The organism is Bacillus sp. EB106-04-02-XG92 (genome assembly GCF_058791995.1).
The window spans coordinates 807623-831676 of record NZ_JBYTEA010000001.1 but is presented as its reverse complement, the minus strand read 5'-3'; the positions used below and the strand labels follow the sequence as shown (position 1 = coordinate 831676).

Annotated in this window: 26 protein-coding genes, 2 pseudogenes and 3 other annotated features; of the genes and pseudogenes, 21 read left to right on the top strand and 7 right to left on the bottom strand. The window is 36.1% G+C overall.

What is annotated here, in order from left to right:
* Positions 1-10 precede the first annotated feature (10 nt).
* The 15 genes from mutM to AC3WVA_RS04310 all read left to right on the top strand — a co-directional run bounded on the left by mutM (position 11) and on the right by AC3WVA_RS04310 (position 14407).
* Positions 11-841 (top strand): DNA-formamidopyrimidine glycosylase, encoded by an 831-nt coding sequence (gene mutM / locus AC3WVA_RS04380; protein WP_098344573.1) that lies wholly within the window; start codon positions 11-13, stop codon positions 839-841.
* Positions 842-913: 72 nt separating this feature from the next.
* Positions 914-1546, top strand: a complete 633-nt coding sequence (gene ytaF / locus AC3WVA_RS04375; RefSeq protein ID WP_000281740.1) for a sporulation membrane protein YtaF — start codon at positions 914-916, stop codon at positions 1544-1546.
* Positions 1547-1599: 53 nt separating this feature from the next.
* On the top strand, positions 1600-2202 hold the full coding sequence (coaE, locus tag AC3WVA_RS04370; protein ID WP_492321792.1) for a dephospho-CoA kinase: 603 nt from the start codon (positions 1600-1602) through the stop codon (positions 2200-2202).
* Between the two features lie 109 nt (positions 2203-2311).
* Positions 2312-3340 (top strand): glyceraldehyde-3-phosphate dehydrogenase, encoded by a 1029-nt coding sequence (locus AC3WVA_RS04365; RefSeq protein ID WP_000198979.1) that lies wholly within the window; start codon positions 2312-2314, stop codon positions 3338-3340.
* Positions 3341-3728: 388 nt separating this feature from the next.
* On the top strand, positions 3729-4112 hold the full coding sequence (gene speD / locus AC3WVA_RS04360) for an adenosylmethionine decarboxylase (RefSeq protein WP_002003660.1): 384 nt from the start codon (positions 3729-3731) through the stop codon (positions 4110-4112).
* 284 nt (positions 4113-4396) lie between these two features.
* Positions 4397-4858, top strand: a complete 462-nt coding sequence (gene nrdR / locus AC3WVA_RS04355; protein ID WP_001203687.1) for a transcriptional regulator NrdR — start codon at positions 4397-4399, stop codon at positions 4856-4858.
* 148 nt (positions 4859-5006) lie between these two features.
* Entirely contained in the window at positions 5007-6413 is a 1407-nt protein-coding gene (locus AC3WVA_RS04350; RefSeq protein ID WP_048531610.1) for a replication initiation and membrane attachment family protein, read from the top strand.
* A 33-nt stretch (positions 6414-6446) separates the two neighbouring features.
* Positions 6447-7385 carry a primosomal protein DnaI gene (gene dnaI, locus AC3WVA_RS04345; RefSeq protein WP_048531608.1) on the top strand — a complete coding sequence of 313 codons (939 nt, stop codon included), beginning with the start codon at positions 6447-6449 and terminating at the stop codon, positions 7383-7385.
* Between the two features lie 269 nt (positions 7386-7654).
* Positions 7655-8536 carry a putative sporulation protein YtxC gene (gene ytxC, locus AC3WVA_RS04340; RefSeq protein WP_048531606.1) on the top strand — a complete coding sequence of 294 codons (882 nt, stop codon included), beginning with the start codon at positions 7655-7657 and terminating at the stop codon, positions 8534-8536.
* A gap of 31 nt (positions 8537-8567) precedes the next feature.
* Positions 8568-8795, top strand: a binding site (T-box leader).
* 47 nt (positions 8796-8842) lie between these two features.
* The gene (thrS, locus tag AC3WVA_RS04335) at positions 8843-10780 is read left to right on the top strand and encodes a threonine--tRNA ligase (protein WP_000786081.1); all 1938 of its coding nucleotides are present in this window, start codon (positions 8843-8845) and stop codon (positions 10778-10780) included.
* A 207-nt stretch (positions 10781-10987) separates the two neighbouring features.
* Positions 10988-11108, top strand: a sequence feature (ribosomal protein L20 leader region).
* A gap of 62 nt (positions 11109-11170) precedes the next feature.
* Positions 11171-11674, top strand: a complete 504-nt coding sequence (infC, locus tag AC3WVA_RS04330) for a translation initiation factor IF-3 (RefSeq protein ID WP_000973214.1) — start codon at positions 11171-11173, stop codon at positions 11672-11674.
* Between the two features lie 21 nt (positions 11675-11695).
* Entirely contained in the window at positions 11696-11896 is a 201-nt protein-coding gene (gene rpmI, locus AC3WVA_RS04325) for a 50S ribosomal protein L35 (protein WP_001125945.1), read from the top strand.
* Between the two features lie 37 nt (positions 11897-11933).
* Positions 11934-12290, top strand: a complete 357-nt coding sequence (rplT, locus tag AC3WVA_RS04320) for a 50S ribosomal protein L20 (protein ID WP_001138362.1) — start codon at positions 11934-11936, stop codon at positions 12288-12290.
* Positions 12291-12760: 470 nt separating this feature from the next.
* Positions 12761-13252 carry a dUTP diphosphatase gene (locus AC3WVA_RS04315; protein WP_000365050.1) on the top strand — a complete coding sequence of 164 codons (492 nt, stop codon included), beginning with the start codon at positions 12761-12763 and terminating at the stop codon, positions 13250-13252.
* Between the two features lie 69 nt (positions 13253-13321).
* Entirely contained in the window at positions 13322-14407 is a 1086-nt protein-coding gene (locus tag AC3WVA_RS04310) for a M42 family metallopeptidase (protein WP_087957139.1), read from the top strand.
* A gap of 40 nt (positions 14408-14447) precedes the next feature.
* On the opposite strand, the gene AC3WVA_RS04305 is transcribed toward AC3WVA_RS04310, so the two are convergent.
* On the bottom strand, positions 14448-15065 hold the full coding sequence (locus AC3WVA_RS04305; RefSeq protein ID WP_048531603.1) for a TetR/AcrR family transcriptional regulator: 618 nt from the start codon (positions 15063-15065) through the stop codon (positions 14448-14450).
* 297 nt (positions 15066-15362) lie between these two features.
* On the opposite strand from AC3WVA_RS04305, the gene AC3WVA_RS04300 reads away from it, so the two are divergent.
* Positions 15363-16016, top strand: a complete 654-nt coding sequence (locus tag AC3WVA_RS04300) for an HlyD family secretion protein (RefSeq protein ID WP_048531600.1) — start codon at positions 15363-15365, stop codon at positions 16014-16016.
* A 12-nt stretch (positions 16017-16028) separates the two neighbouring features.
* The gene (locus AC3WVA_RS04295) at positions 16029-17828 is read left to right on the top strand and encodes a DHA2 family efflux MFS transporter permease subunit (RefSeq protein WP_098520798.1); all 1800 of its coding nucleotides are present in this window, start codon (positions 16029-16031) and stop codon (positions 17826-17828) included.
* A gap of 21 nt (positions 17829-17849) precedes the next feature.
* Here AC3WVA_RS04295 and AC3WVA_RS04290 read toward each other — a convergent pair whose 3' ends face one another.
* Complete coding sequence (locus AC3WVA_RS04290; protein WP_098520797.1) at positions 17850-18206, bottom strand: ammonia permease; 357 nt, start codon at positions 18204-18206, stop codon at positions 17850-17852.
* Between the two features lie 24 nt (positions 18207-18230).
* Entirely contained in the window at positions 18231-18602 is a 372-nt protein-coding gene (locus AC3WVA_RS04285; protein ID WP_492321791.1) for a DNA-binding protein, read from the bottom strand.
* Positions 18603-18747: 145 nt separating this feature from the next.
* On the opposite strand from AC3WVA_RS04285, the pseudogene AC3WVA_RS04280 reads away from it, so the two are divergent.
* Positions 18748-18918: pseudogene (locus tag AC3WVA_RS04280) on the top strand (sigma-70 family RNA polymerase sigma factor); the annotation flags it as partial.
* Positions 18908-19051 (top strand): annotated as a pseudogene (locus tag AC3WVA_RS04275) (DUF4179 domain-containing protein); the annotation flags it as partial. The pseudogenes AC3WVA_RS04280 and AC3WVA_RS04275, both read left to right, overlap by 11 nt.
* A gap of 27 nt (positions 19052-19078) precedes the next feature.
* On the opposite strand, the gene AC3WVA_RS04270 reads toward AC3WVA_RS04275, so the two are convergent.
* From AC3WVA_RS04270 to sspI, 4 genes are all read right to left on the bottom strand, one after another.
* Entirely contained in the window at positions 19079-19753 is a 675-nt protein-coding gene (locus tag AC3WVA_RS04270; RefSeq protein WP_098520795.1) for a CPBP family intramembrane glutamic endopeptidase, read from the bottom strand.
* 263 nt (positions 19754-20016) lie between these two features.
* A complete protein-coding gene (locus AC3WVA_RS04265) occupies positions 20017-20730 on the bottom strand; it encodes a CPBP family intramembrane glutamic endopeptidase (RefSeq protein ID WP_001182105.1) in 714 nt (237 codons plus the stop codon).
* Between the two features lie 139 nt (positions 20731-20869).
* Positions 20870-21427 (bottom strand): HD domain-containing protein, encoded by a 558-nt coding sequence (locus tag AC3WVA_RS04260; RefSeq protein ID WP_000554791.1) that lies wholly within the window; start codon positions 21425-21427, stop codon positions 20870-20872.
* A 177-nt stretch (positions 21428-21604) separates the two neighbouring features.
* A complete protein-coding gene (gene sspI / locus AC3WVA_RS04255; RefSeq protein WP_000009509.1) occupies positions 21605-21814 on the bottom strand; it encodes a small acid-soluble spore protein SspI in 210 nt (69 codons plus the stop codon).
* An 82-nt stretch (positions 21815-21896) separates the two neighbouring features.
* On the opposite strand from sspI, the gene AC3WVA_RS04250 reads away from it, so the two are divergent.
* Together AC3WVA_RS04250 and pheS are read left to right on the top strand one after the other, a co-directional pair.
* Positions 21897-22694, top strand: a complete 798-nt coding sequence (locus tag AC3WVA_RS04250) for a TrmH family RNA methyltransferase (protein WP_141539562.1) — start codon at positions 21897-21899, stop codon at positions 22692-22694.
* Positions 22695-22742: 48 nt separating this feature from the next.
* Positions 22743-22971 (top strand) — a binding site (T-box leader).
* 43 nt (positions 22972-23014) lie between these two features.
* Positions 23015-24049 carry a phenylalanine--tRNA ligase subunit alpha gene (gene pheS, locus AC3WVA_RS04245; protein ID WP_000388219.1) on the top strand — a complete coding sequence of 345 codons (1035 nt, stop codon included), beginning with the start codon at positions 23015-23017 and terminating at the stop codon, positions 24047-24049.
* The last annotated feature ends 5 nt before the right edge of the window (positions 24050-24054 follow it).

Genomic DNA, 24054 nt, shown 5'->3' with positions numbered 1-24054 from the left:
AAGTGATGAAATGCCTGAATTACCAGAGGTTGAAAACGTCAGACGGACACTTGAAAATCTTGTAACAGGAAAAACAATTGAAGATGTCATTGTTACCTATCCCAAAATAGTAAAACGACCGGATGATGTAGAAATCTTTAAAGAAATGCTTAGAGGCGAGAAGATTGAAAATATAAAGCGAAGAGGAAAGTTTTTGCTTTTATATGTAACGAATTATGTTATTGTTTCACATTTGCGTATGGAAGGTAAGTTTTTACTGCATCAAGAGGATGAGCCAATTGATAAGCATACGCACGTCCGTTTCTTATTTACAGATGGAACGGAATTACATTATAAAGATGTGAGAAAGTTTGGGACGATGCACCTCTTTAAAAAAGGTGAAGAGTTGAATCAAATGCCTCTTGCTGACTTAGGTCCGGAGCCATTTGATGCTGAATTGACACCACAGTATTTACAAGAAAGATTGCAAAAGACGAATCGTAAAATAAAAGTTGTATTATTAGACCAACGTCTTTTAGTGGGGCTTGGAAATATATATGTAGATGAAGTTTTATTCCGTTCTCAAATTCACCCAGAGCGAGAAGCATCGTCTTTAACAGCAGAAGAAATCGAGCGAGTTTATGAGGCGACTATTACAACGCTAGGCGAAGCAGTGAAGCGTGGCGGTAGTACAATTCGAACGTATATCAACTCGCAAGGGCAAATTGGTTCGTTCCAGGAACTTCTAAATGTATACGGAAAAAAAGGAGAACCGTGTGTAACTTGCGGTACGATATTAGAAAAAACAGTTGTTGGCGGAAGAGGAACGCATTATTGCCCGATTTGTCAGCCAAGAATATAGAAAAGAGATAACATCGGATAGGCATTTGTCATATACATACAGCAGAGCTATGTATAAGGGAGGAGCTTACCGATGTACCTTTATTTATCTCTTATTTTATTAGCTTTTACATTAAGCTTAGATAGCTGTAGTGTAGGGCTAACATATGGTTTAAGAAGTGTAAGAATTCCACTAAGATCAATTATAATTATCGGAATGTGTTCAGCGGCTGTTATGCTTGTTTCAATGGGAATTGGACATATGATCGCAAAAATATTTTCACCTGTTATCGCAACGCGTATCGGTGGGCTTGTTCTTATTGGAATAGGAATTTGGGTATTATACCAATTTTTTCGAAGTGAGAAAAAAGAAGAACCGAAGCAAGAGGAGAAGGTTTGGAAATTAGAAATCGCTTCACTCGGGCTAGTGATCCAAATTTTACGGAAACCGACTGTCGCAGATTTCGATAAATCAGGCACCATTTCTGCAGGAGAAGCATTGCTTCTTGGTATCGCTCTTTCTGTAGATTCGTTTGGTGCTGGAATTGGTGCATCTTTATTAGGGTATGCACCTGCAATGATGGCAATATTAGTTGCGGTTATGAGTTCTTTGTTTTTATTTATCGGAATGAAACTTGGAACGGTTTTATCAAATATGAAATGGTTACAAAAATTTACATTCCTGCCTGGGGTATTACTCATTATTATTGGAATTTGGAAAATGTAAGTATGGGCGTGGAACATTAGTTTCGCGCCTTTTATATTGTGAGGAGGATTATGATGACAGTAGTAATTGGATTAACAGGAGGCATTGCAAGTGGAAAAAGTACAGTGTCTCAAATGTTTCGTGAACTAAGTATACCAGTTATTGATGCAGATATTATTGCGCGAGAAGTTGTAGAACGAGGAAAACCAGCGTATAACAAAATTGTAGAAGTGTTTGGAACGGAAGTATTACAAGAAGATGGAGAGCTGAATCGTCCAAAATTAGGAAGTGTTGTTTTCTATAATGAAGAAAAACGATTGCAGTTAAATAAAATTGTTCACCCTGCAGTGCGTGAGGAAATGAATAGGCAAAAGGAAATGTACATAAAAGAAAATGCGCAAGCGGTTGTGTTAGATATTCCTCTCTTATTTGAAAGTAAATTAACAAGTCTTGTCGACCGCGTATTAGTCGTAGCAGTTAAGCCGCATACGCAATTAGAACGTTTAATGAAACGAAATAATTTTTCAGAAGAAGAAGCAACAGCTCGTATTCAATCTCAAATGCCGTTAGAAGAAAAAGTGAAACATGCAGATGAAGTGATAAATAATGATGGCACAATTATGGGAACGAAAACACAATTACAGGTGATTTTAAAGAATTGGAACATTATTGACTAAAAAATTGTGAAATTAATGAAAATGCTTAGTGACATATCCCCTTTTTGTGTTATACTATTATTGGGATTGGAGATAAATAGTATAACGCATTCAAGGGGGATAACATATTATGACTCGTGTGGCAATTAATGGATTTGGACGTATTGGGAGAATGGTATTTCGTCAGGCAATAAAAGAAAGCGCATTCGAAATTGTAGCAATCAATGCAAGCTATCCATCTGAAACGTTAGCACATTTAATTAAATATGATACAGTTCACGGCAAGTTTGACGGAACAGTAGAAGCATTTGAAGATCACTTATTAGTTGATGGGAAAATGATTCGCCTTTTAAACAACCGCGATCCAAAGGAATTGCCTTGGACAGATCTAGGTGTTGAAGTTGTAATTGAAGCAACTGGTAAATTTAATTCAAAAGAAAAAGCAATTCTTCATGTTGAAGCTGGAGCGAAAAAAGTTATTTTAACAGCGCCTGGTAAAAACGAAGATGTAACAATTGTAGTTGGTGTGAACGAAGACCAATTAGATATTACAAAACATACTGTTATTTCAAATGCATCTTGTACAACAAACTGTTTAGCGCCTGTTGTGAAGGTGTTAGATGAGCAGTTTGGAATTGAAAACGGTTTAATGACGACAGTTCACGCTTATACAAATGACCAAAAAAATATTGATAACCCACATAAAGATTTAAGAAGAGCACGTGCTTGCGGACAATCAATTATTCCGACAACGACAGGTGCTGCGAAAGCGCTAGCAAAAGTTCTTCCACATTTAAATGGAAAACTTCATGGTATGGCACTTCGTGTACCAACACCAAACGTGTCTCTTGTTGACTTAGTAGTAGATGTAAAACGTGATGTGACAGTTGAAGCTATTAACGAGGCGTTCAAAACTGTTGCAAATGGTGCGCTTAAAGGCATTGTAGAATTCAGTGAAGAGCCTTTAGTATCTATTGACTTTAATACAAATACACACTCAGCTATCATTGATGGTTTATCTACAATGGTAATGGGTGACCGTAAAGTGAAAGTACTTGCTTGGTATGATAACGAGTGGGGTTACTCTCGTCGTGTTGTAGATCTTGTAACGTTAGTTGTTGAAGAATTAGCGAAACAAGAAAATGTGCAACATATTTAAGTGAATAAGGGAGAGGGCAAGTGAATATTTGCCCTCTTTTTTTTAATTTTTTCTGAAAAGGAAAGAAATTATAGGAGTATATTTTCGGAAGTGGACATACCACAAAACGTTGGGATTACTGTATTTGTGAATCATTTCTTTTTTTTAGGGAAAAGTAAAGAGGAAAATATGACAGAAAATCGAAAAAACTGTTGTTGCAAAATGAAAATAAACAAAGTATACTAACACTCGTAAACTTAAGAGCTGAGGTACGTAGTCACTACTTAAAGGGTTAGGACCTCTCTGGACTAACTTTCCCCCGTGGTAGTGGAGCAAGCCAAATTGCAAATTAGTTTTCAATTCGAACAGTTAGAATAAATTTACAAGGGGGAACTGTAGAATGGATACTATGGATACGATGGGTCGTCACGTGATCGCTGAACTTTGGGATTGCGATTTCGACAAGCTTAATGACATGCCGTATATTGAACAATTATTTGTGGATGCAGCACTAAGAGCTGGTGCTGAAGTGCGTGAGGTAGCTTTCCATAAATTTGCACCACAAGGTGTAAGTGGAGTAGTAATTATCTCGGAATCACATTTAACAATTCATAGCTTTCCGGAGCACGGTTACGCAAGTATTGATGTTTATACTTGTGGGGATCGTATTGATCCAAATGTTGCTGCAGAATATATTGCAGAAGGTTTAAACGCGAAAACGCGTGAGAGCATCGAGCTTCCTCGAGGCACTGGTAGCTTCGAAATTAAGCAGAGAGAAACAAAAGCTCTTTAAAAAAGAACATAATTGATTTAAAATGTAAAGAGGTGTATAATGCACCTCTTTTTTAGTTTATAGAAAAGGAAAAATATAACGTACTCGTTAGTTGAATAAATGGAGCTCTTACGAATAAGGTAGCATTCCATCTACCATCTTATTTTCGAAAATGAGATGATAAAATAATGCGCTTCAACTTAAAGTGGTAAGAGAGTTAGAATGAGTTATATAATAATGTATATATATTGTCAGATGAAGTAAGTAGAGAAAAATAAAGAGTATAGTGTAAAGGAGTGAATATATTGCGTTGTCCATCCTGTTCTCATAATGGTACAAGAGTGTTAGATTCGCGTCCGGTAGACGAGGGGCGCTCTATTCGAAGAAGGAGAGAGTGTGAAAGCTGTTTAAGCCGCTTTACGACATTTGAAAGAGTAGAAGAGTCACCTCTTATCGTTGTAAAAAAAGAAGGTACACGAGAAGAGTTTAATAAAGAAAAGATTTTACGTGGGTTAATTAAAGCGTGTGAAAAAAGACCAGTATCTTTAAGACAATTAGAGGAAGTAACTCAAAGTGTGGAACGTGAACTTCGTAATTTAGGTATATCAGAAGTGAAAAGTGATATGATTGGTGAAATTGTTATGGAAGAACTCCGTGATATCGACGATGTTGCTTACGTGCGTTTTGCTTCTGTATATCGCCAATTTAAAGATTTAAATGTATTTATTGAAGAATTAAAAGATATACTGCAAAAAGAAAGAGAGTAGAATTTGTATTGTATTCTCTTTACATACCGTAAGTAATGAGATAAGAGAGCTAGAAGCGAAAGCTAATAGCTCTTTTTCGCTAAGAAATTATATAATGAAGAGTGAATGAAGTAGAGGATAGATTGGATGAGAGAAAGGAAAAGCAAGAATGGAAAAACAGTCATGGATGGAGCTATTGCCGATTGATCGTTATAAAGTAAGTGCGAAAGGATTATTGCATAATTACGACCGAAAAGTGTTAACGATGTTGTATCAGCCGTTAATAGGTAGTAGAGCTTTTAGCTTGTACATGACGCTATGGGGAGAGTTAGAGCAAGACCGTGTGTTTGGAAAAGAGAATACGCATCATTCCCTTATGGTGACCATGCAAATGCAACTTCCTGAAATATATGAGGAACGAGTAAAGTTAGAGGCAATTGGGCTTTTGAAAGTATATATTAAGAAAGAAAAAGATATTCGAATGTTTATATATGAGCTACAACCACCTTTATCTCCGAAGCAGTTTTTTGATGATATTGTTTTAAGTATCTTTTTATACAATCGATTGAGTCGGACAAAATATAATCAAGTAAAGCAATATTTCTTAGAAGAAGAATTTGATTTTGTATCTTATGAAAATGTGACGCGTTCTTTTAATGATGTGTTTGGTTCGTTTAATCCAGGACAGCTTGAGCATGCGCAGGAAGACCTTCGTATTCCAAAAACGACAGCAATGCCAAGTAATGAAAAGGGAGACGCTCCGAAAGTTTGGAATGATTTCTTTGATTTCTCCTTATTTGTAGATGGATTGTCTGCTCTTGTTCCTAAAAAGGCGATTACAGATCAAGTGCGAGAATGTGTCATTACACTTGCTTACGTGTATGATGTAGATGTGTTATCAATGCAAAATATCGTTCTTGGTGCGGTGACAGAGATACAGACAATTGATATCGAAAGGCTTAGAAAAGGAGCACGTGATTGGTATCAGTTCGAAAACGGTCAAGCGTTACCTGTATTAAGTGAAAGAGTACAGCCTCACGCTGCACGTATGATGAAAGAGAAAGAGCCTTCTACGCAAGAAGAGATGTTAATCAAACAGTTAGAGGAAATCTCACCAAAGCAACTATTGAAAGAAATCTCTGGCGGTGCAGAGGCAACGAAAGCTGACTTGCAAATCGTTGAAGATGTAATGATCAATCAAAAATTAACGCCAGGTGTTGTGAATGTACTTATTTATTATGTTATGCTACGCTCGGATATGAAACTTGCGAAAACGTATGTGGAGAAGATTGCGGGACATTGGGCACGTAAAAAGGTCGGTACAGTAGCTGAAGCAATGGCATTAGCGAAAGAAGAGAATCGTCAATATCAAGACTGGGCTGAGACGAAGAAAAAAGGTCGTACGTCGAAGAAAACGGTACGACAAGAAATGGTACCAGATTGGTTGAAAGAAGAGCCGAAAGAACAACCGAAAGAAACAGTGAAGAAAGATGTAAGTAAGAAAAAAGATGCAAGTACGTTAGATGATGAACGAAAACGACTAGAAGAAGTGTTAAAAAAATATAAGCGTGATTAATAGAAGAGAATGAACGCTCTTTGAGGTGAGAAAATGGAGCATATTCAAAATTCATTTGCAAAGTTAATGGAAAATGAAAATTTTAAAAATAGATATGAAGTATTAAAGGCGGAAGTAATGGCACATCCGCGTGTGAAAGAATTTATAGACGAACATAAAGGTGAAGTAACAACTTCTATGATTGAGCGCAGTCTTGTGAAATTATACGAATATATTGGACAAAGTGTAGGTTGCGCGGATTGTCCGGATTTAGGTTCGTGTAAAAACATGTTGCAAGGATATGAGCCAAAGCTCGTTATCCAAGGAAAGATGATCGATATTCAATACGATCGTTGCGTTAGAAAAGTAGCATATGATGAGAGAAAGAAATATGAAAAGCTCGTTCAAAGTGTATATATGCCAACTGACATTTTACAGGCAACGATGGAAAACTTGGATCCATCAGATTTAGATGCGCGTATTGATGCAATTGGTGCAGCTAATGAATTTTTAAGTACATATGAACCTGGTAAAAAAGTACAAGGTTTATATTTGTACGGTAAATTTGGTGTAGGAAAAACGTATTTGTTAGGAGCAATTGCGAATGAGCTTGCTCGAAAGAAAATAAGTTCGATGCTCGTATACTTCCCTGAATTTTTACGTGAAATTAAAAGTTCGATTCAAGATAATTCAATTGGGGAAAAGATTGATGCGGTGAAACGTGTACAAGTTTTAATGTTAGATGACATTGGAGCGGAAGCAATGTCAAGCTTTGTGCGTGATGATGTGCTTGGTGCGATTTTGCAATTCCGCATGTTAGAGAACTTACCGACGTTCTTTACGTCTAACTTTGATTTCAAGGAATTGGAACATCATTTAACGTATACACAACGCGGTGAAGCAGAACAAATGAAAGCAGCGCGTATTATGGAACGAATTAAATATTTAGCAAAGCCAATTCCAATTGGCGGGAAAAACCGACGTCATAAGTAAAGAGCAAGCTGAGAAGCTTGCTCTTTTTTTGTATTAAACGCTTTTCGAAGTAGTTGAATTGTAAAATGTTATTGAAAATTCCTAGTAGCTTGTATCATTTTTTTCTCCCTCCCTTAATATATATAAAATTAGCAAGCCATATCGATTGGATTTTTTAACGATAAGAAATGTAATTCTACTAAGAGTGAACTTCACGTGGAACGGACTCTTATAGGATTTGTAACGTATAGATACAGTCCTTTAGAGCAGGGATAAAAGGGGGGACAAAAGTGATTGAAATTTGCTTCGAAGAAAAAAATGATGCTATGCATGTATATAGACAACTACTGAAAAGAGCGGAACTATTATATAAGGAAACGAGTGTGTATTTACAGGAACAAAAAGTGGTGATTCATATACCAGTATGTGAATCGAATTATATTGAAAAGATTTTATTGCCAGTAATGGTATATTTCATTGTGAATGTGAAACAAAATGAGTGGATATATACAATCTTAAAAGAGAAGTTTTTTTATGAAGAAGAGGAAGAGTGTCATCAAATATTGCATATGGCACATGAGATTTTAAAGGGAAGAAGAAAAGGGATTGCTCGTGAATTAACGCGTCACACGTTTGAATCATATATTAAAACCTCTTTAAATAACTGGCTTTGTGATCCGCTTTCGTTCTCGTTTTCATCATATGTTCGTTTTCGCCTTCGTACATATAGGGAAATGGTAGCTAAGCTTGCTGAAGTGTCAATTGATGAGTATAAGTTGGAACAAGAATATCAAATGTTTATTGAGACACTAAGGCAACAAGTGCGTAGCCGGAAATCACGTTTGTCCTGCGTGCATCTTATTTTTGATGAAAGCTTTATTTTCTATGATGATAAAGGTAGACGTTTAAAACAGGAGAAATTGGTCCAATATATAGATGAGGAATTATTGAAGCAAAAGGATGTATATATTGATACGAAAGTAATTGCACCACTGCTCTCTATCTCGCCGAAAAAAATTTATTTATACACGAAAGAACAAGACCATAATATGATTATTACTTTGCGAAATGTATTTCAAGAACGGGTACAATTACATGGATTACATGAGTTTGAGCGCAATGTGAAAAATTTAAAAAATAAAGGTAACGCCCTTGATTTTCTAAGTTTTTGAGCATATAATTACCTACATAAATGAAATATATTGAAATGTCATGATGAGGACATGAGTAGTTTTCTACGATTTTCAGAGAGGGAAGCCTTAGGGTGTGAGCTTCCTAGTACGGGATTATTACTTACCACCTCTAAACTTTAGCAGTGAACGTTTTTCTAGTAATTGCTAACGGACAACACCGTTATGTTGAACTTGAGCAATTAACAATAAGGTTAATTGGAACAAGGGTGGAACCACGAATTCAACACTCGTCCCTTTTTACGGGATGAGTGTTTTTTATTTTGAAAAAAAGAGGAGTGACCAGTGATGGCAGATGTAGTTAAAATTACTTTCCCTGATGGAGCTGTGAAGGAGTTTCCAAAAGGCGTAACAACTGAAGAAATCGCAGCTTCTATTAGCCCAGGCTTAAAGAAAAAAGCTGTGGCTGGAAAATTAAACGATGAGATGATCGATCTTGTTACACCAATCGAAGAAGATGGTGCAGTTTCTATTATTACATTAGATTCTGAAGATGGCTTATACATTTTACGCCACTCAACAGCCCACCTTTTAGCACAAGCGTTAAAACGTTTATATAAAGATGTTAAGGTTGAGCTTGGCATTGGTCCAGTAATTGAAAATGGCTTCTACTACGATATTGATATGGAAGAAGCAATTACAGTTGAAGACTTCAAGAAAATTGAAAAAGAAATGCAAAAAATTGTGAACGAGAACTTAGAAATCGTTCGTCATGAAGTACCACGTGCAGAAGCAATTCGTCGTTTTGAAGAAATTGGCGATGAGTTAAAATTAGATTTAATTAACGATCTTCCAGAAGATGCTGTTATTTCAATCTATGAGCAAGGCGAATTCTTCGACCTTTGCCGTGGTGTTCACCTTCCATCTACAGGGAAAATTAAAGTATTTAAATTATTAAGCGTTGCTGGTGCTTACTGGCGCGGCGATAGCAATAATAAAATGCTACAACGTATTTACGGTACTGCATTCGTTAAGAAAGCAGAATTAGATGAGCACTTACGTATGCTTGAAGAAGCGAAAGAGCGCGATCACCGTAAATTAGGTAAAGAATTAAAACTATTTACTAATAGCCAAAAAGTAGGACAAGGTTTACCACTTTGGTTACCAAAGGGTGCAACTATCCGCCGCATTATCGAGCGTTACATCGTTGATAAAGAAGCAAGCTTAGGCTATGATCACGTATACACTCCAGTACTAGGAAGCAGAGAGCTTTATGAAACTTCTGGTCACTGGAACCACTACCGTGATGGTATGTTCCCATCAATGGAAATGGATAATGAAGAGTTAGTTCTTCGTCCAATGAACTGCCCTCACCACATGATGGTTTATAAAAACGATATTCACAGCTATCGTGAATTACCAATTCGTATTGCGGAACTTGGAACAATGCATCGCTATGAAATGTCAGGTGCATTATCTGGATTACAACGTGTACGCGGAATGACTTTAAACGATGCGCACATTTTCGTTCGCCCAGATCAAATTAAAGAAGAGTTAAAACGTGTTGTAAACTTAACTCTAGAAGTGTACAAAGATTTCGGTTTAGAGAACTATTCATTCCGTCTATCTTATCGTGACCCAGCTGATACTAAAAAGTACTATGCTGATGATGAGATGTGGGAAAAAGCACAAGGTATGTTAAAAGAAGCTATGGATGAAATGGGTCTTGATTACTATGAAGCTGAAGGTGAAGCAGCATTCTACGGTCCAAAACTTGACGTTCAAGTTCGTACTGCTCTTGGAAAAGACGAAACACTTTCAACTGTACAATTAGACTTCTTACTTCCAGAACGCTTTGAATTAGCTTACGTTGGTGAAGACGGTAAACAACATCGTCCAGTTGTAATTCACCGTGGTGTTGTATCAACTATGGAACGTTTCGTAGCCTTCTTAATTGAAGAATACAAAGGTGCATTCCCAACTTGGTTAGCTCCAGTTCAAGCACAAGTAATTCCAGTTTCTCCGCAAGTACATTTAGATTATGCGAAGAAAGTACAAGATGAGTTACGCCGTGCTGGTATCCGTGTTGAATTAGACACTCGTGAAGAGAAAATTGGTTACAAAATCCGTGAAGCGCAAATGCAAAAAATTCCGTACATGCTTGTAGTAGGTGACAATGAAGTAACTGAAAACGGCGTAAACGTACGTAAATATGGTGAACAAAAATCAGAAACAATAGCATTAGATGCTTTTGTTGATATGATTAAAGTAGAAGGAAAACGATAAGAAAAAGCCGCGGTATACCGCGGCTTTCTTATGTATTATAGAAAAAAATTAGAAAAAATAACCAAACAATACTTATCGTAAAAAAGTATTGCAAGTATGTTAGTTGTTTGTTACAATATTTCTTGTTGTTAGTAAAACACATCGCGTCTTCTTGACAGACGTCATGTCCTATGATAAACTCATCAAGGATAATAGAATATTGTTTTGTGGAACAAGTAGAAGCACCCGCTTCTCACCTGATGGACGCATTCGCAGTTTACAGGTAAATGTATTTCTTACTTAAGATTTTACAAGTGTGGGTGTCGTATGCCCGCACTTTTTTTGTCGGGTTCTATGACTACAAACTATGTTCTGAGAAAACCTTGGAGGTGGCTTACTATTAGCAAGGATATGATGATTAACGAGCAAATTCGTGCACGTGAAGTACGTTTAGTTGGTGCAAATGGCGATCAACTTGGAATCAAGTCTCGTAATGACGCTTTAGACTTAGCTGCAAATCTTAATCTTGATTTAGTATTAGTTGCTCCAAATGCGAAACCGCCAGTATGCCGCATTATGGACTACGGTAAATTCCGCTTTGAGCAACAGAAGAAAGAAAAAGAACAGCGCAAAAATCAAAAAGTAATTAGCATGAAAGAAGTTCGTTTAAGTCCAACAATTGATGAACACGACTTTAACACAAAACTTCGTAATGCTATCAAGTTTTTAGAGAAAGGCGACAAGGTTAAAGCGTCAATTCGCTTTAAAGGACGTGCCATTACTCATAAAGAAATCGGTCAACGTGTTTTAGATCGCTTCTCAGAAGCTTGTGCTGAAGTTAGTACAATCGAATCTAAGCCTAAAATGGAAGGACGCAGTATGTTCTTAGTTTTAGCACCGAAAAACGATAAGTAATAGATAGAGGAGGAAATACCTATGCCTAAACAAAAAACTCATCGCGGCGCTGCAAAGCGTTTCAAAAAGACTGGATCAGGTAAACTGAAACGTTCTCACGCTTACACAAGCCATTTATTCGCTAACAAATCTACAAAAGCTAAACGTAAACTACGTAAAGCTGGTGTAGTAAGCGCTGGTGACTTCAAACGCATTCGTCAAATGCTTGACAACTTAAAATAAGTTCGGCTGATATATAGAACAATTAGGAGGTAATATTATGCCAAGAGTAAAAGGTGGTACAGTTACTCGTCAACGTCGTAAAAAAGTAATTAAATTAGCAAAAGGTTACTACGGTTCAAAAAATACATTATTCAAGGTTGCTAACCAACAGGTTATGAAATCTCTAATGTATGCATTCCGTGACCGCCGTCAAAAGAAACGTGACTTCCGTAAATTATGGATTACACGTATCAACGCAGCAGCTCGTATGAATGGTCTTTCTTACAGCCGCTTAATGCACGGTCTTAAAAATGCTGGCATCGAAGTTAACCGCAAGATGCTTGCTGACTTAGCTGTTCATGACGAAAAAGCTTTCGCTGAATTAGCAACAGTTGCAAAAAACAACATTAACTAATTAATTAGTTAAAACCTTAGAAGATTTTTCTTCTAAGGTTTTTTGTTTGTATACAAAGAGAAATATGTCGTTATAGATATGACAAAACCAATATAAAAGCTATAGTAATATAGAAGAATATATATATGAAGCCAGGAGAATCCTCCTGGCTTCTTTTTAATTATCACCCTCTGGAAAGAAGAGTATCTTTCCTACCTGAAACGACACTGCTATAATGGAAAGATGATATGGAACTTTCATCAGATAAAATAACATTTTTATTATTGGGCAATTCCTGGATAATTATTAACTATCACCAATCGGAGTGAACAATCTAATCGTGATGATTGAAACGTATTTGTAAATTAAGGACAAGCTATTTTGTAAAGAGGTAGATAGCTGACTTATTAATAAGAAACGAAAAATAATAATGAACTTTGAGATGAAACAACATTGTTGCGTAAAATGCGATGTTGGAGGAGGACAATAGAATGGACTTACTACAACTATTTAAATTACAAAAAGAATTAGATGACCGTATTGCGAAGGAGCATGACTTACAACCGAAAAAGTTGTTAAAAGAAAAAATGTTAGCTCTTCTTGTAGAAATTGGAGAACTTGCAAATGAAACACGTTGTTTTAAATATTGGAGCAACAAACCAGCATCAGAACGTGAAGTAATACTAGAAGAATACGTAGATGGTTTACATTTTATTTTATCAATCGGAATTGATTTAGGTATTGATAAAAACTTCCTATTCTATAAGTGTGCACAGACGAATAAAACACAAGTAGAAATTTTCTTAGACACATATGCGAAGGTAATTCGTTTTACAGATCAACCATCTATTACGAACTATATTGAATTATTTACAAGCTACCTTCGACTTGGACAAGCGCTTGAGTTTGAACAAGAAGAGATCGAAAAGGCATACTTAGATAAAAACGAAGTAAATCATCAGCGTCAAACACAAGGATACTAAGTTAATTTTTGAATATTTCAATTTCCTTTTGTATAATGAAGTGACTGAAGAAAAAGGAGGGTGTTGGCAATGACAAAATTAGACGAGACATTGACAATGCTAAAAGAATTAACAGATGCACGTGGTATTGCGGGTAACGAACGTGAACCACGCGAAGTAATGAAGAAATATATTGAGCCGTTTGCAGACGAGCTTTCTACTGATAATTTAGGAAGTTTAGTTGCGAAAAAAGTAGGGGAAGAAAACGGCCCGAAAATTATGGTTGCAGGTCATTTAGATGAAGTTGGCTTTATGATCACGCAAATTGATGACAAAGGTTTCCTTCGTTTCCAAACAGTTGGTGGCTGGTGGTCACAAGTTATGCTTGCACAGCGCGTGACAATTGTAACGCGTAAAGGAGATGTAACAGGTGTAATTGGTTCAAAACCACCGCACATCTTACCTCCAGAAGCGCGTAAAAAGCCAGTTGAAATTAAAGATATGTTCATTGATATTGGTGCTTCTAGCCAAGAAGAAGCAATGGAGTGGGGCGTACGACCAGGAGATCAAGTTGTACCTTACTTTGAATTCCAAGTGATGAAGAATGAAAAAATGTTACTTGCAAAAGCATGGGATAACCGAATTGGTTGTGCAATTGCAATTGACGTATTAAAACAATTAAAAGATGAAAAGCATCCAAACGTTGTATACGGCGTAGGGACTGTACAAGAAGAAGTTGGTCTTCGTGGTGCGAAAACATCTGCAAACTATATTAAACCAGATATCGCGTTCGCAGTAGATGTTGGTATCGCTGGTGACACACCTGGTGTAACGTCAAAAGAAGCGCAAAGTAAAATGGGTGATGGACCACAGATTATTTTATATGATGCCTCTGTTATTGGTCATACAGGTTTACGTGACTTTGTAGTTGATGTTGCTGACGAATTGGAAATTCCATACCAATATGATTCAGTAGCGGGCGGCGGAACGGATGCAGGTGCAATCCATATTGCTGTAAATGGTATTCCGTCTATGGCCATTACGATTGCAACGCGCTACATCCATTCTCATGCGGCAATGTTACATCGTGATGACTATGAAAATGCAGTGAAGTTAATTGTAGAAGTTATTAAACGTCTTGATAAAGAGGCTGTACATAACATTACATTTAATTAATAGAAAAAGCGAAGGAGTTTCTCCTTCGCTTTTTTATGTTTTAAAAAGGTCTCTCTAATCCTGCCGCAGTATGAGCTCCTAAAATAATTAAACGAGTTAATTGCATAGCCATAAAATGCGGTGTATATATCATCCCTCTTTTTAACCATGACATAATCATCCCGATATGAGCTCCTGTCACATAACTAATTAAAATATCACGAGGAACCATAAGATCTTTATCATCGGGCTGTGAAATAGATAAGCTTAATGTTAAATGTGTTTGTATCGTTTTCATCATTTTATAAGAGTAGTTTCCAGCAGCCTTATCGCCAAGCATAACGTTATAGAAGTTCGCATTTTCTGCTATATGCTCGAACAAAGCTAAAAATGTCGGATGTGGTGAATCAAAAGTAAGTTGAAATTCTTCTTTATTTCTATTTTTTGGTTTAATAACTTCGGCTAACTTCTCTAACATTTCTTCGATGCTTTTGTCTAATAAGTCATATTTATCATGGTAATGACTATAAAACGTAGCACGATTTACTGGAGCACGTTCTGCAATATGTTGAACAGTTACATCGTCAAATCCTTTTTCGCCTACTAAAGCGACAAAAGCATCCTGTATGAGTTGTCTCGTCCGCTTTACACGTGGATCATTTGTATTTTTAATAGACATTTTTACTTCCTCTCGTTTAATTTTCTATACTTAAACAACATATTGGTATTATATTGTTGTTTAAGCGACATTTCATACGTAAATTGTCGGTTGTAGATTTAAAATAATTATTTATAATTATAAACGATAGTCCTTCAGAAATCAGCACCGCTCGCAGGTAGATAAATTTCGATTTACACCGCAGATGGTGTGATTTTTTTGTTTAAAAGTTAATATAATTAACAATTAAACAGTCTAAACAATAAGGACATAAATAGTTTAGAAAAAAATTATATGCGATATAAGGAGAGGAATGCAATGAATCAGTTTCGAAGAATGGTGATTATTAACATTATCACATTAATTGTACTAGTTGGCGGCGGTATTGGCGGTTATTACTATTACAATCAAGCGGAAAATTACTTAAAAACAGACAATGCAAAAATTGATGGAAAGGTAATTCCGATTGCATCACCAGTAGCAGGTAAATTAACTGACTGGAAAGCTGAAGTAGGTAAGAACTACAATGAGAACGATAAATTAGGTGCTGTTACTGTAGCGGCAGCAAATGGAGAACAAACAGTAGATGTAACAATTCCGCAAAATGCAACAGTTGTACAATCAAACGCGACGACAAATGCTTTCGTTGGAGCAGGTAGCCCAATTGCTTACGCATTTGATATGAACAATTTATGGGTAACGGCAAACATTGAAGAAACAGATGTTGACGATGTACAAAAAGGTCAAGACGTAGATGTGTATGTAGATGCATACCCAGATACAACGTTATCAGGAAAAGTAGAGCAAGTTGGATTAACAACAGCGAACACATTCTCTATGTTACCATCAAGCAACGCAACAGCGAACTATACAAAAGTAACACAAGTAGTACCAGTTAAAATTTCTTTAGATCATAGTAAATCAGTAAATATTGTTCCTGGAATGAATGTGTCAGTTCGTATTCATAAGTAAGGGGGAGATGAGATGTCCTCAATTGCAATTGCAGGATATGCACTATTTTGTATAATCGTCTTCTTCCTTGTAAATCGTCTTTTACGAAAGAAAAAAACGAACGTGGGAGAAGAACAAGTCCCAGCCGTAAATAAAATACAAGTAAGTAAGGTAGAAACAGAAGAAAAAGAAATTGAACGAGAGCAAGAATCGGAAATTTCTAATGTAGTTGAGTTAGAAACAGGAAAGCAAGAAGAAGTAAAAGAAGAAAAAGAAGTGCCGAAAAAACAAATGTCTACGCCTGTAGAGAATGTGAACGTAAAAGCAGTTGTAGCTGTATTAATTCTCGGCATGTTCGTTTCTATTTTAAACCAAACAATCATTAACGTTGCATTGCCTCCGTTAATGAATGAATTTAACGTATCAACTTCAACAGCACAATGGTTAATTACAGGTTTCATGCTTGTAAATGGTATTTTAGTACCGATTAGTGCCTTTTTAGTTTCACGATTTACGTATCGTAAATTATTCGTAGCAGCAATGTTATTCTTCACGGTAGGATCTATCATTTGTGCTACTTCCGGAAACTTTACGATGATGATGACGGGCCGCGTTATTCAAGCGGTTGGTGCGGGTATTTTAATGCCGGTTGGTATGAATATCTTCATGACATTATTCCCGCCTCATAAGCGCGGAGCAGCGATGGGATTACTAGGTGTAGCGATGATTTTAGCACCAGCTATCGGGCCAACTGTAACAGGTTGGGTGATTGAAAACTATAGCTGGAACTTAATGTTCTATGCGATGTTTATTATCGGTTTAATTATTACCTTCTTATCTTTAAAATTCTTTACGCTAGCTCAGCCAGTGTCTAAAACGAAATTAGATATATTTGGTGTTGTTAGTTCAAGTATTGGACTAGGAAGCTTGTTGTATGGATTTAGTGAAGCTGGAAATAATAGTTGGACTAGCGCCGAAGTTGTTATTTCACTTGTTATCGGTGTAATTGGTTTAGCATTATTTATTTGGAGAGAGTTAACAACAGATAATAAAATGCTTGATTTACAAGTGTTTAAATACCCAGTATTTACTTTTACTTTAGTAATTAACGCAATCGTTACGATGGCATTATTCGGGGGGATGTTATTACTTCCAGTATATCTGCAAAACATTCGCGGTTTCACACCGATAGAATCAGGTTTATTATTACTTCCAGGATCATTAATTATGGGGATCATGGGACCTATTGCAGGTAAACTATTTGATAAGTATGGTATTCGTCCGTTAGCAATTGTTGGATTAGCCATTACAACATTTGCGACATATGAGTTCACAACGTTATCTATGGATACACCATATAGCGTTATTATGATGGATTATATTATACGTTCGATTGGTATGTCATTCATTATGATGCCAATTATGACAGCTGGTATGAACGCACTGCCGATGAAATTAATTTCTCACGGTACAGCAACACAAAATACGTCAAGACAAGTAGCTGGTTCAATCGGAACGGCGATATTAATTACACTTATGACGCAACAAACGACTGCTCACGTAGCAGATTACGGCAATATGTTAACAACTTCAAATCCAATTTTAGTTGATAAAGTACACGGCATGGGGCAAAGCTTAGCAGCCTTAGCTGGATCGGCCCAAGCAGGAGATGCGATGAGCACGCAACTATTATATGGACAAATTTCAAAGCTATCTGCAATTAACGGTATTAACGATGCCTTCTTAATTGCAACGATACTCGCAGGGATTGCTTGGGTGTTATCGTTCTTCTTACCATCAGGTAATAAACCAAATAAAAAAGCAGGGAATTAATTTCCCTGCTTTTTTTGTTTTTTATGCAGTTAGATATAAAAGATGATAACCAGTTACGGCGCACAGCCCTGTTATAAACAAAATCGTCCCCATAGAACGAATACTTGATGTTTTTCTTCCGCTTATAATAGCTAATAGTCCAGCTAAAGAGAAGAAGCTCCAATATAAAGTTCCCGAAATTGGAACCATCCCCTCTAAATCTATTCCAGAACCTATACAAATGATAGGAACAACGATAAGCGATATGCTAATGAAACCAGCTATAATGGTAAGTGATTTACGACATTTAATACCAGCAATAATTAAAAAAATGCCAACGATGAAGTCGCATAACATCAAAGTAAGAGCTAAAATCATCCAAGTTAATATTCCGAACACCTCTGTATTACCTCCGATACAATATTATATATAGAATGAATTCCCTACAGACATAAGTAACCAGAAGATAACCCCTAATATGCCGGCGATAAAAATAATGAATCCCATATTACGTATACTTTTAATTTTTGCTTGTAATCCAATTAAACCTGCCGATAATCCAGTTAAAGAAAACAGTATCCAATATAAAGTAGTTGAAATAGGGAGGATTGTATCGCCCTTCACTCCCATACCCCAAAAAACAAAAGGTAGCGTGACAAAAGATAGGCTAAGTAGCCCCATTAAACCAACTAATAATTTACGATGTTTCATGCTAGTAACAATTAAAATAATACCACCGAAAAATCCACATAAAACAAGAAGTGGCATATAAACAACCCAAAGTAAGCTCAACATATGTAATCTCCTTCTATGTAATCAGTTATATTTTACTACATGAGGTTTATTTTGGATATTATTAATAAATATGTATAATTTGATAGAAATGAGAAGTGATGATACGAATTAATAGACATAGAGAACGTTAGAGAGGAGGGCACATATGAAAATTACAGAAGAGAACGTTGCAATGCAGCTAAGGAAAAAGAATGAAAAAGCATTATACTTTATTATCGACCAGTACGGCGGACTTATAAAAAGTATTATTCAGAAGCATTTAGCTTCGTTTCAAGATGTCCAAGAGGAATGTATGGATGATGTGCTATTGGCGATTTGAAAAACTAGAGGACAGTGTAACGAAAATTGTACTGACGCCTGTTCTAACTTCTGGTGAAGAAGGAGACAAGAAAACGGATTATCGAAAAGTGTTAACGGAAGAAGAGTTTGAAGTTGTTATAAAAGAGTAAAGAGAGGTATCGTGATGATACCTCTCTTTATCCTAAAAAGGCTAACATATTATTTATAATATGAAGTAATATAGCTGGAATAATGGATTTTGTTTTTTTACATAAAATGGCCATAAATAGACCCATGATGAACATACTAAACATCACACCAGTTGAGTATATATGACCTATTCCGAAGAGGAAGCTAGACCCAAGTGCTGCAATCCAAAATGGGAAGCGCTGTTGTAGGAAATGAAGAATAATACCGCGGACTATAAGTTCTTCAAAAATAGGTACAAGTATAGCGCCACCTATTAGTAATAATAGCTTGTATTGTTTTAACATTTCTAGGTCTAAAGCGGATGACTGCTCTTTTACCGCATCAGGAAAAATATTATTAATTATAAATATGTCATTAACGATATGTAATCCATAAAAAAGAATGATATAGATGTATGTGCTTACTTTTTTTAATGCTGTAAAGTTTAGTGTTGGGACAATTAAATTTCTTAATGGCTTATATGCATAAATTAAAATTAATAAAATGCACAATACAAATAAATGCCTCCCAAAAGTAGTAAGTGATTTTGTTAAAGCAATTTGTTTTGGATCGGTTAAACCTTCTGTATAAATAACGGTAGGAAGACCTATAAAGAGGTCGGCTAGGAATCCTGTTCCCCAAATCGCAAAAACGAGTGAAAATAGAAATTGTGAGAGTGACATAGGATGTTTTTGTGGGTAAGTTAGTTGCGTGGCTTGTATAATAGTGAATCACCTATCCTTTCTTTTTAATAGTCATATATAAAGATTATAGAATATTCATACAGAAAAGTCATCATTGTAGTAAAAAAGATATGGTGAAGCTACTATTTACAGACAGTAATAATTTTATATTGATGTTCTGTACAAATGGTTTGTCTAAAAGTGTTAACGGAAGAGTTTATAATTGTGATAAAAGAGTAAAGAGAGGTATTGTGATACCTCTCTTAAGGTAAAAAAGCAATTATGTTGGTCAAAATATGTAATATTATAGCTGGAATAATAGATTTAGTTTGTTTGTACAATAAACAAGCGAAAATTCCAGTCACAAATGCACTAACCATAATTCCTACAGAATACGTATGGGCAATACCGAAAAGTAAACTGGAGAGAATTGCAGCTGGCCAAAAAGTAAACTTTTCTTCAAAAAAACGAAGAAAAATACCTCTGCATATAAGTTCTTCAAAAATAGGCGCAAAAATTCCACCAGCTAGAAGTAAGAGAAGTGGATAGTGCTCTAGTGTTGAAAGTTGTAATGCATTAGACTGTTCTTGTATGGATGAAGGGAATAATTTATCTAGCACAAACATATCTACAAACAAGGTGATTACATAATAAATGAGAACATAGATGTACATCCGAAAAGATTTTAAAACTCGAAAATCGAATATAGGTAATACTAGTTCTTTCAGTGGTTTATATTTCGTGATAAATGCAATTAGTAAAAGTAAGGCAACTAATTCATAACTTACATTTTCTATGGAATTAAGCAAAAATTTATTTGTATTTGGGTTAATGTATCCATATAACTCAATAGGTAAAAATGTAAGAATTATATTTATTAATGAGAGACATGGAAAGAGAATGAATAAAACTCCAAGAAATTGTAACCATGACATAGAGTATTTTTTTTCATAAGGAAGTTGTGTAGCGGGTTGCATATGTAAAATCACCTCTTTATATTTGTATATTTGATTATAAAGCATTTTATTTTCGAGTGTAATATTAAAATATTACATATAAAGGTGTATTTTCCATAAAATAATAAAAGAGGTATCACCCTATAGTGATGCCTCTTTCTCATTGATAACTATGTTCTGCCTTGTTATTTGATTTTGATTGCTCTATTTGCAATTCACGCTCTACTAATCGATCTAACTGCTGAATAGCTTTTAATGCTTTTTCATAAGAAATTGTTCTATAATGGTGCGCTCCGCCCGGTTCTTCATCTGCTTCGTCTGCCCATTTAATAATGTTTTGAAGAGATGTTCTTTCAATTTCTTGTTGTACTAAGAAAGAATCTGTATGAAGAAGAATTGCGATAGAAATTTCTTTTGCTAGTTTCGGATGTTCTCCTAATCTAATAAGCAATTTATGAGCTCGTTCTGCTCCTTTAATTGCGTGTATATCATTCTTTTTGTATAAATCATAGTCCCATTCGCCGCCTGTGTACCACGTATGATGTCCGATATCATGAAGGAAACCAGCTTTTGTAGCAGCATCGACTGAGGCGTGATGCTTTTTAGCTAAGTGAAACGCATGGTAAGCGACAGCAATCGCGTGGACCATCCCAGAACGATTTACGTATTTTTGTGTAATATGGTGTTTAAAAATTTGTTCAAGCGTAATACGGTGCATAAAACATTCACTCCTTTTATCTAATGGTGTCTGTGAAGAAAATCGATCGGTTTAAATGTATTTTGAACATTGTACTCCATACGGGTAGCGTTAGTAAAGTAGAAATGTTTAGGAGAAGAAAAAATTTTTTCCGTAAAAAAATCACCTTGGCCTATGCAAAGGTGATTTTCAAATTGCTTATTTTTTTAATCCTTGCTCTAGTGTTTCTAACATTTCGTGCTTTTCATTTTCATCAGCGTTTTTCCAAATGACTTCAAATAAAACACCAAGACCTGGCAGCATTTTTTCTTCACCGCTTTGAATGGCATCGACAATTGTTTCTTGTAATTGATCTTGTGAATTTCCAGATACATTCGCTAATACAGCACCGCGTAAATTAAAACTCATTCTTTTCACCTCTTCTTCAGAATTGAAACTGACGTTAGTTTTTGTTCTTTTTTATGTAAATATGTATGAAAAATAGGCTATAATGATAAGACAAGAAGAGAGGGAAATACATATTATGAAAAACATTGATTCAGTACAAAATCCGCGTGTGAAGCAGTGGAAAAAGCTGCAAACGAAAAAAGAGCGTGATAAAAAAGGTTTATTTTTTGTAGAAGGATTCCACTTAGTGGAGGAAGCTTTAAAGGCAGGAATTGTAACGGAACTTATCGTTTCAGATCAGACAGACCTTCCGAAAGATTGGACAGTTAATGATGTAGAAATGTATATCGTACCTGAAGCTATCGTAAAAGTACTTCGTGAAACAGAAACGACGCAAGGTGTATTTGCTGTTTGTGAAAAGCATGAGAAGGAAGTAGCTCTTGCTGATGGGAAGTTTCTTTTATTAGACGGCCTGCAAGACCCAGGTAACTTAGGGACAATTATTCGTACAGCTGATGCAGCTGGTATTCATGCCGTTGTGCTTGGAGAAGGATGCGTTGATGCATATAATAGTAAAGTACTTCGCTCTACACAAGGTTCTATTTTCCATTTGCCAGTTGTAAAAGGTAACTTAGAAGAATGGGTAGACAAGTTAAAAGAACATAACGTTCCTGTATATGGAACAGCACTTGAAAATGGAGTTCCGTATGGTGAAGTAACACCAGCCGGTAGTTTTGCATTAATTGTAGGAAATGAAGGAAATGGCGTAAGCCAAGAAATTCTTGCGAAAACGGATCAAAACTTGTATATTCCGATTTACGGCGGGGCAGAATCATTAAATGTTGCGGTTGCAGCAGGGATTTTAACGTATTATTTGCAAAGCCCAGTTGCGAACAAATAAAAAACTTCTTATAATAAGTTGAAGTATATTATATTAAAAGTTAAATAACGAAAAACGTTGATAGAGAAGAGTAACTTACAAAATCGCCATATAGGGAGAGAATGCCTTAGACTGAAAGCATTCTTATGGTAGACGGAAGTGAATTCACCTCTGGAGTTGACGCCAGGACCATATATATGTAAAGGCGTTCCGGTCAGAATTGATCGTTATAACTAATGAGTGGGCAGACTTGTTCTGTCAATTTAGGGTGGTACCGCGAATTTACCTCGTCCCTTTTTGGGAGCGAGGTTTTTTTATTTTTAAAATTAGGAGGGTTCCAAATGGAAGCACGTTTAAAAGAGCTAAAACAAAAAGCGTTAGAGCTTATTGAAGAAGCGAAAGAGCTAAAAGGCTTAAACGACGTACGCGTAGCGTATTTAGGAAAAAAAGGCCCAATTACAGAAGTATTACGCGGCATGGGGAAATTATCAGCAGAAGAGCGTCCACGTATGGGAGCATTAGTAAATGAAGTACGTGAAGCGATCCAAACGCGTTTAGACGACAAAATCAGTAACTTAGAAAAAGCAGTAATTGAAGCGAAATTAGCTACTGAAACAATTGATGTTACATTACCAGGTCGCCCTGTTGAAACAGGTTGTCACCATCCGTTAACAGCTGTTGTTGAACAAATTGAAGATGTATTCATCGGTATGGGTTATGAAGTAGCTGAAGGAACAGAAGTAGAAAAAGATTATTACAACTTCGAAGCATTAAACTTACCGAAAGATCACCCAGCGCGTGATATGCAAGATACATTCTACATTACAGAAGAAACATTACTACGTACACATACATCTTCTGTGCAAGCACGTACAATGGAAAACAATAAAGAAAAAGGCCCGATCAAAATTATTTGTCCTGGTAAAGTGTATCGCCGCGATGACGATGATGCGACTCATTCACACCAGTTCATGCAAATTGAAGGTCTTGTAATTGATAAAAATATTCGCATGAGTGACTTAAAAGGTACACTGCAAGTATTCGTGAAAAAGATGTTCGGTGAAGATCGTGAAATCCGTCTTCGTCCAAGTTTCTTCCCATTCACTGAGCCGTCTGTAGAGATGGATATTTCTTGTATGATGTGTCACGGCAAAGGTTGCGGCACTTGTAAAGGAACTGGTTGGATCGAAATTTTAGGCGCAGGTATGGTTCACCCGAACGTACTTGAAATGGCTGGTTATGATTCAAAAGAATATCAAGGTTTCGCATTCGGTATGGGCGCAGAGCGTATCGCAATGTTGAAATACGGCGTAGATGACATTCGTCATTTCTATACAAATGATGTACGTTTCTTACAACAATTCAAACGAGCTTAAGGGAA

Excerpts from the sequence above, each read along its gene's own strand:
- AC3WVA_RS04260 (WP_000554791.1), bottom strand. The coding sequence starts at position 21,427 with ATGCACCGTATTACGCTTGAACAAATTTTTAAACACCATATTACACAA.
- AC3WVA_RS04295 (WP_098520798.1), top strand. The coding sequence starts at position 16,029 with ATGTCCTCAATTGCAATTGCAGGATATGCACTATTTTGTATAATCGTC.
- AC3WVA_RS04310 (WP_087957139.1), top strand. The coding sequence starts at position 13,322 with ATGACAAAATTAGACGAGACATTGACAATGCTAAAAGAATTAACAGAT.
- mutM (WP_098344573.1), top strand. The coding sequence starts at position 11 with ATGCCTGAATTACCAGAGGTTGAAAACGTCAGACGGACACTTGAAAAT.
- rpmI (WP_001125945.1), top strand. The coding sequence starts at position 11,696 with ATGCCTAAACAAAAAACTCATCGCGGCGCTGCAAAGCGTTTCAAAAAG.
- AC3WVA_RS04350 (WP_048531610.1), top strand. The coding sequence starts at position 5,007 with ATGGAAAAACAGTCATGGATGGAGCTATTGCCGATTGATCGTTATAAA.
- AC3WVA_RS04285 (WP_492321791.1), bottom strand. The coding sequence starts at position 18,602 with ATGTTGAGCTTACTTTGGGTTGTTTATATGCCACTTCTTGTTTTATGT.
- thrS (WP_000786081.1), top strand. The coding sequence starts at position 8,843 with ATGGCAGATGTAGTTAAAATTACTTTCCCTGATGGAGCTGTGAAGGAG.
- AC3WVA_RS04315 (WP_000365050.1), top strand. The coding sequence starts at position 12,761 with ATGGACTTACTACAACTATTTAAATTACAAAAAGAATTAGATGACCGT.
- AC3WVA_RS04265 (WP_001182105.1), bottom strand. The coding sequence starts at position 20,730 with ATGCAACCCGCTACACAACTTCCTTATGAAAAAAAATACTCTATGTCA.
- AC3WVA_RS04300 (WP_048531600.1), top strand. The coding sequence starts at position 15,363 with ATGAATCAGTTTCGAAGAATGGTGATTATTAACATTATCACATTAATT.
- speD (WP_002003660.1), top strand. The coding sequence starts at position 3,729 with ATGGATACGATGGGTCGTCACGTGATCGCTGAACTTTGGGATTGCGAT.
- dnaI (WP_048531608.1), top strand. The coding sequence starts at position 6,447 with ATGGAGCATATTCAAAATTCATTTGCAAAGTTAATGGAAAATGAAAAT.
- AC3WVA_RS04270 (WP_098520795.1), bottom strand. The coding sequence starts at position 19,753 with ATGTCACTCTCACAATTTCTATTTTCACTCGTTTTTGCGATTTGGGGA.
- infC (WP_000973214.1), top strand. The coding sequence starts at position 11,171 with ATGATGATTAACGAGCAAATTCGTGCACGTGAAGTACGTTTAGTTGGT.
- sspI (WP_000009509.1), bottom strand. The coding sequence starts at position 21,814 with ATGAGTTTTAATTTACGCGGTGCTGTATTAGCGAATGTATCTGGAAAT.
- AC3WVA_RS04250 (WP_141539562.1), top strand. The coding sequence starts at position 21,897 with ATGATAAGACAAGAAGAGAGGGAAATACATATTATGAAAAACATTGAT.
- coaE (WP_492321792.1), top strand. The coding sequence starts at position 1,600 with ATGACAGTAGTAATTGGATTAACAGGAGGCATTGCAAGTGGAAAAAGT.
- AC3WVA_RS04305 (WP_048531603.1), bottom strand. The coding sequence starts at position 15,065 with ATGTCTATTAAAAATACAAATGATCCACGTGTAAAGCGGACGAGACAA.
- ytaF (WP_000281740.1), top strand. The coding sequence starts at position 914 with ATGTACCTTTATTTATCTCTTATTTTATTAGCTTTTACATTAAGCTTA.
- AC3WVA_RS04365 (WP_000198979.1), top strand. The coding sequence starts at position 2,312 with ATGACTCGTGTGGCAATTAATGGATTTGGACGTATTGGGAGAATGGTA.
- rplT (WP_001138362.1), top strand. The coding sequence starts at position 11,934 with ATGCCAAGAGTAAAAGGTGGTACAGTTACTCGTCAACGTCGTAAAAAA.
- pheS (WP_000388219.1), top strand. The coding sequence starts at position 23,015 with ATGGAAGCACGTTTAAAAGAGCTAAAACAAAAAGCGTTAGAGCTTATT.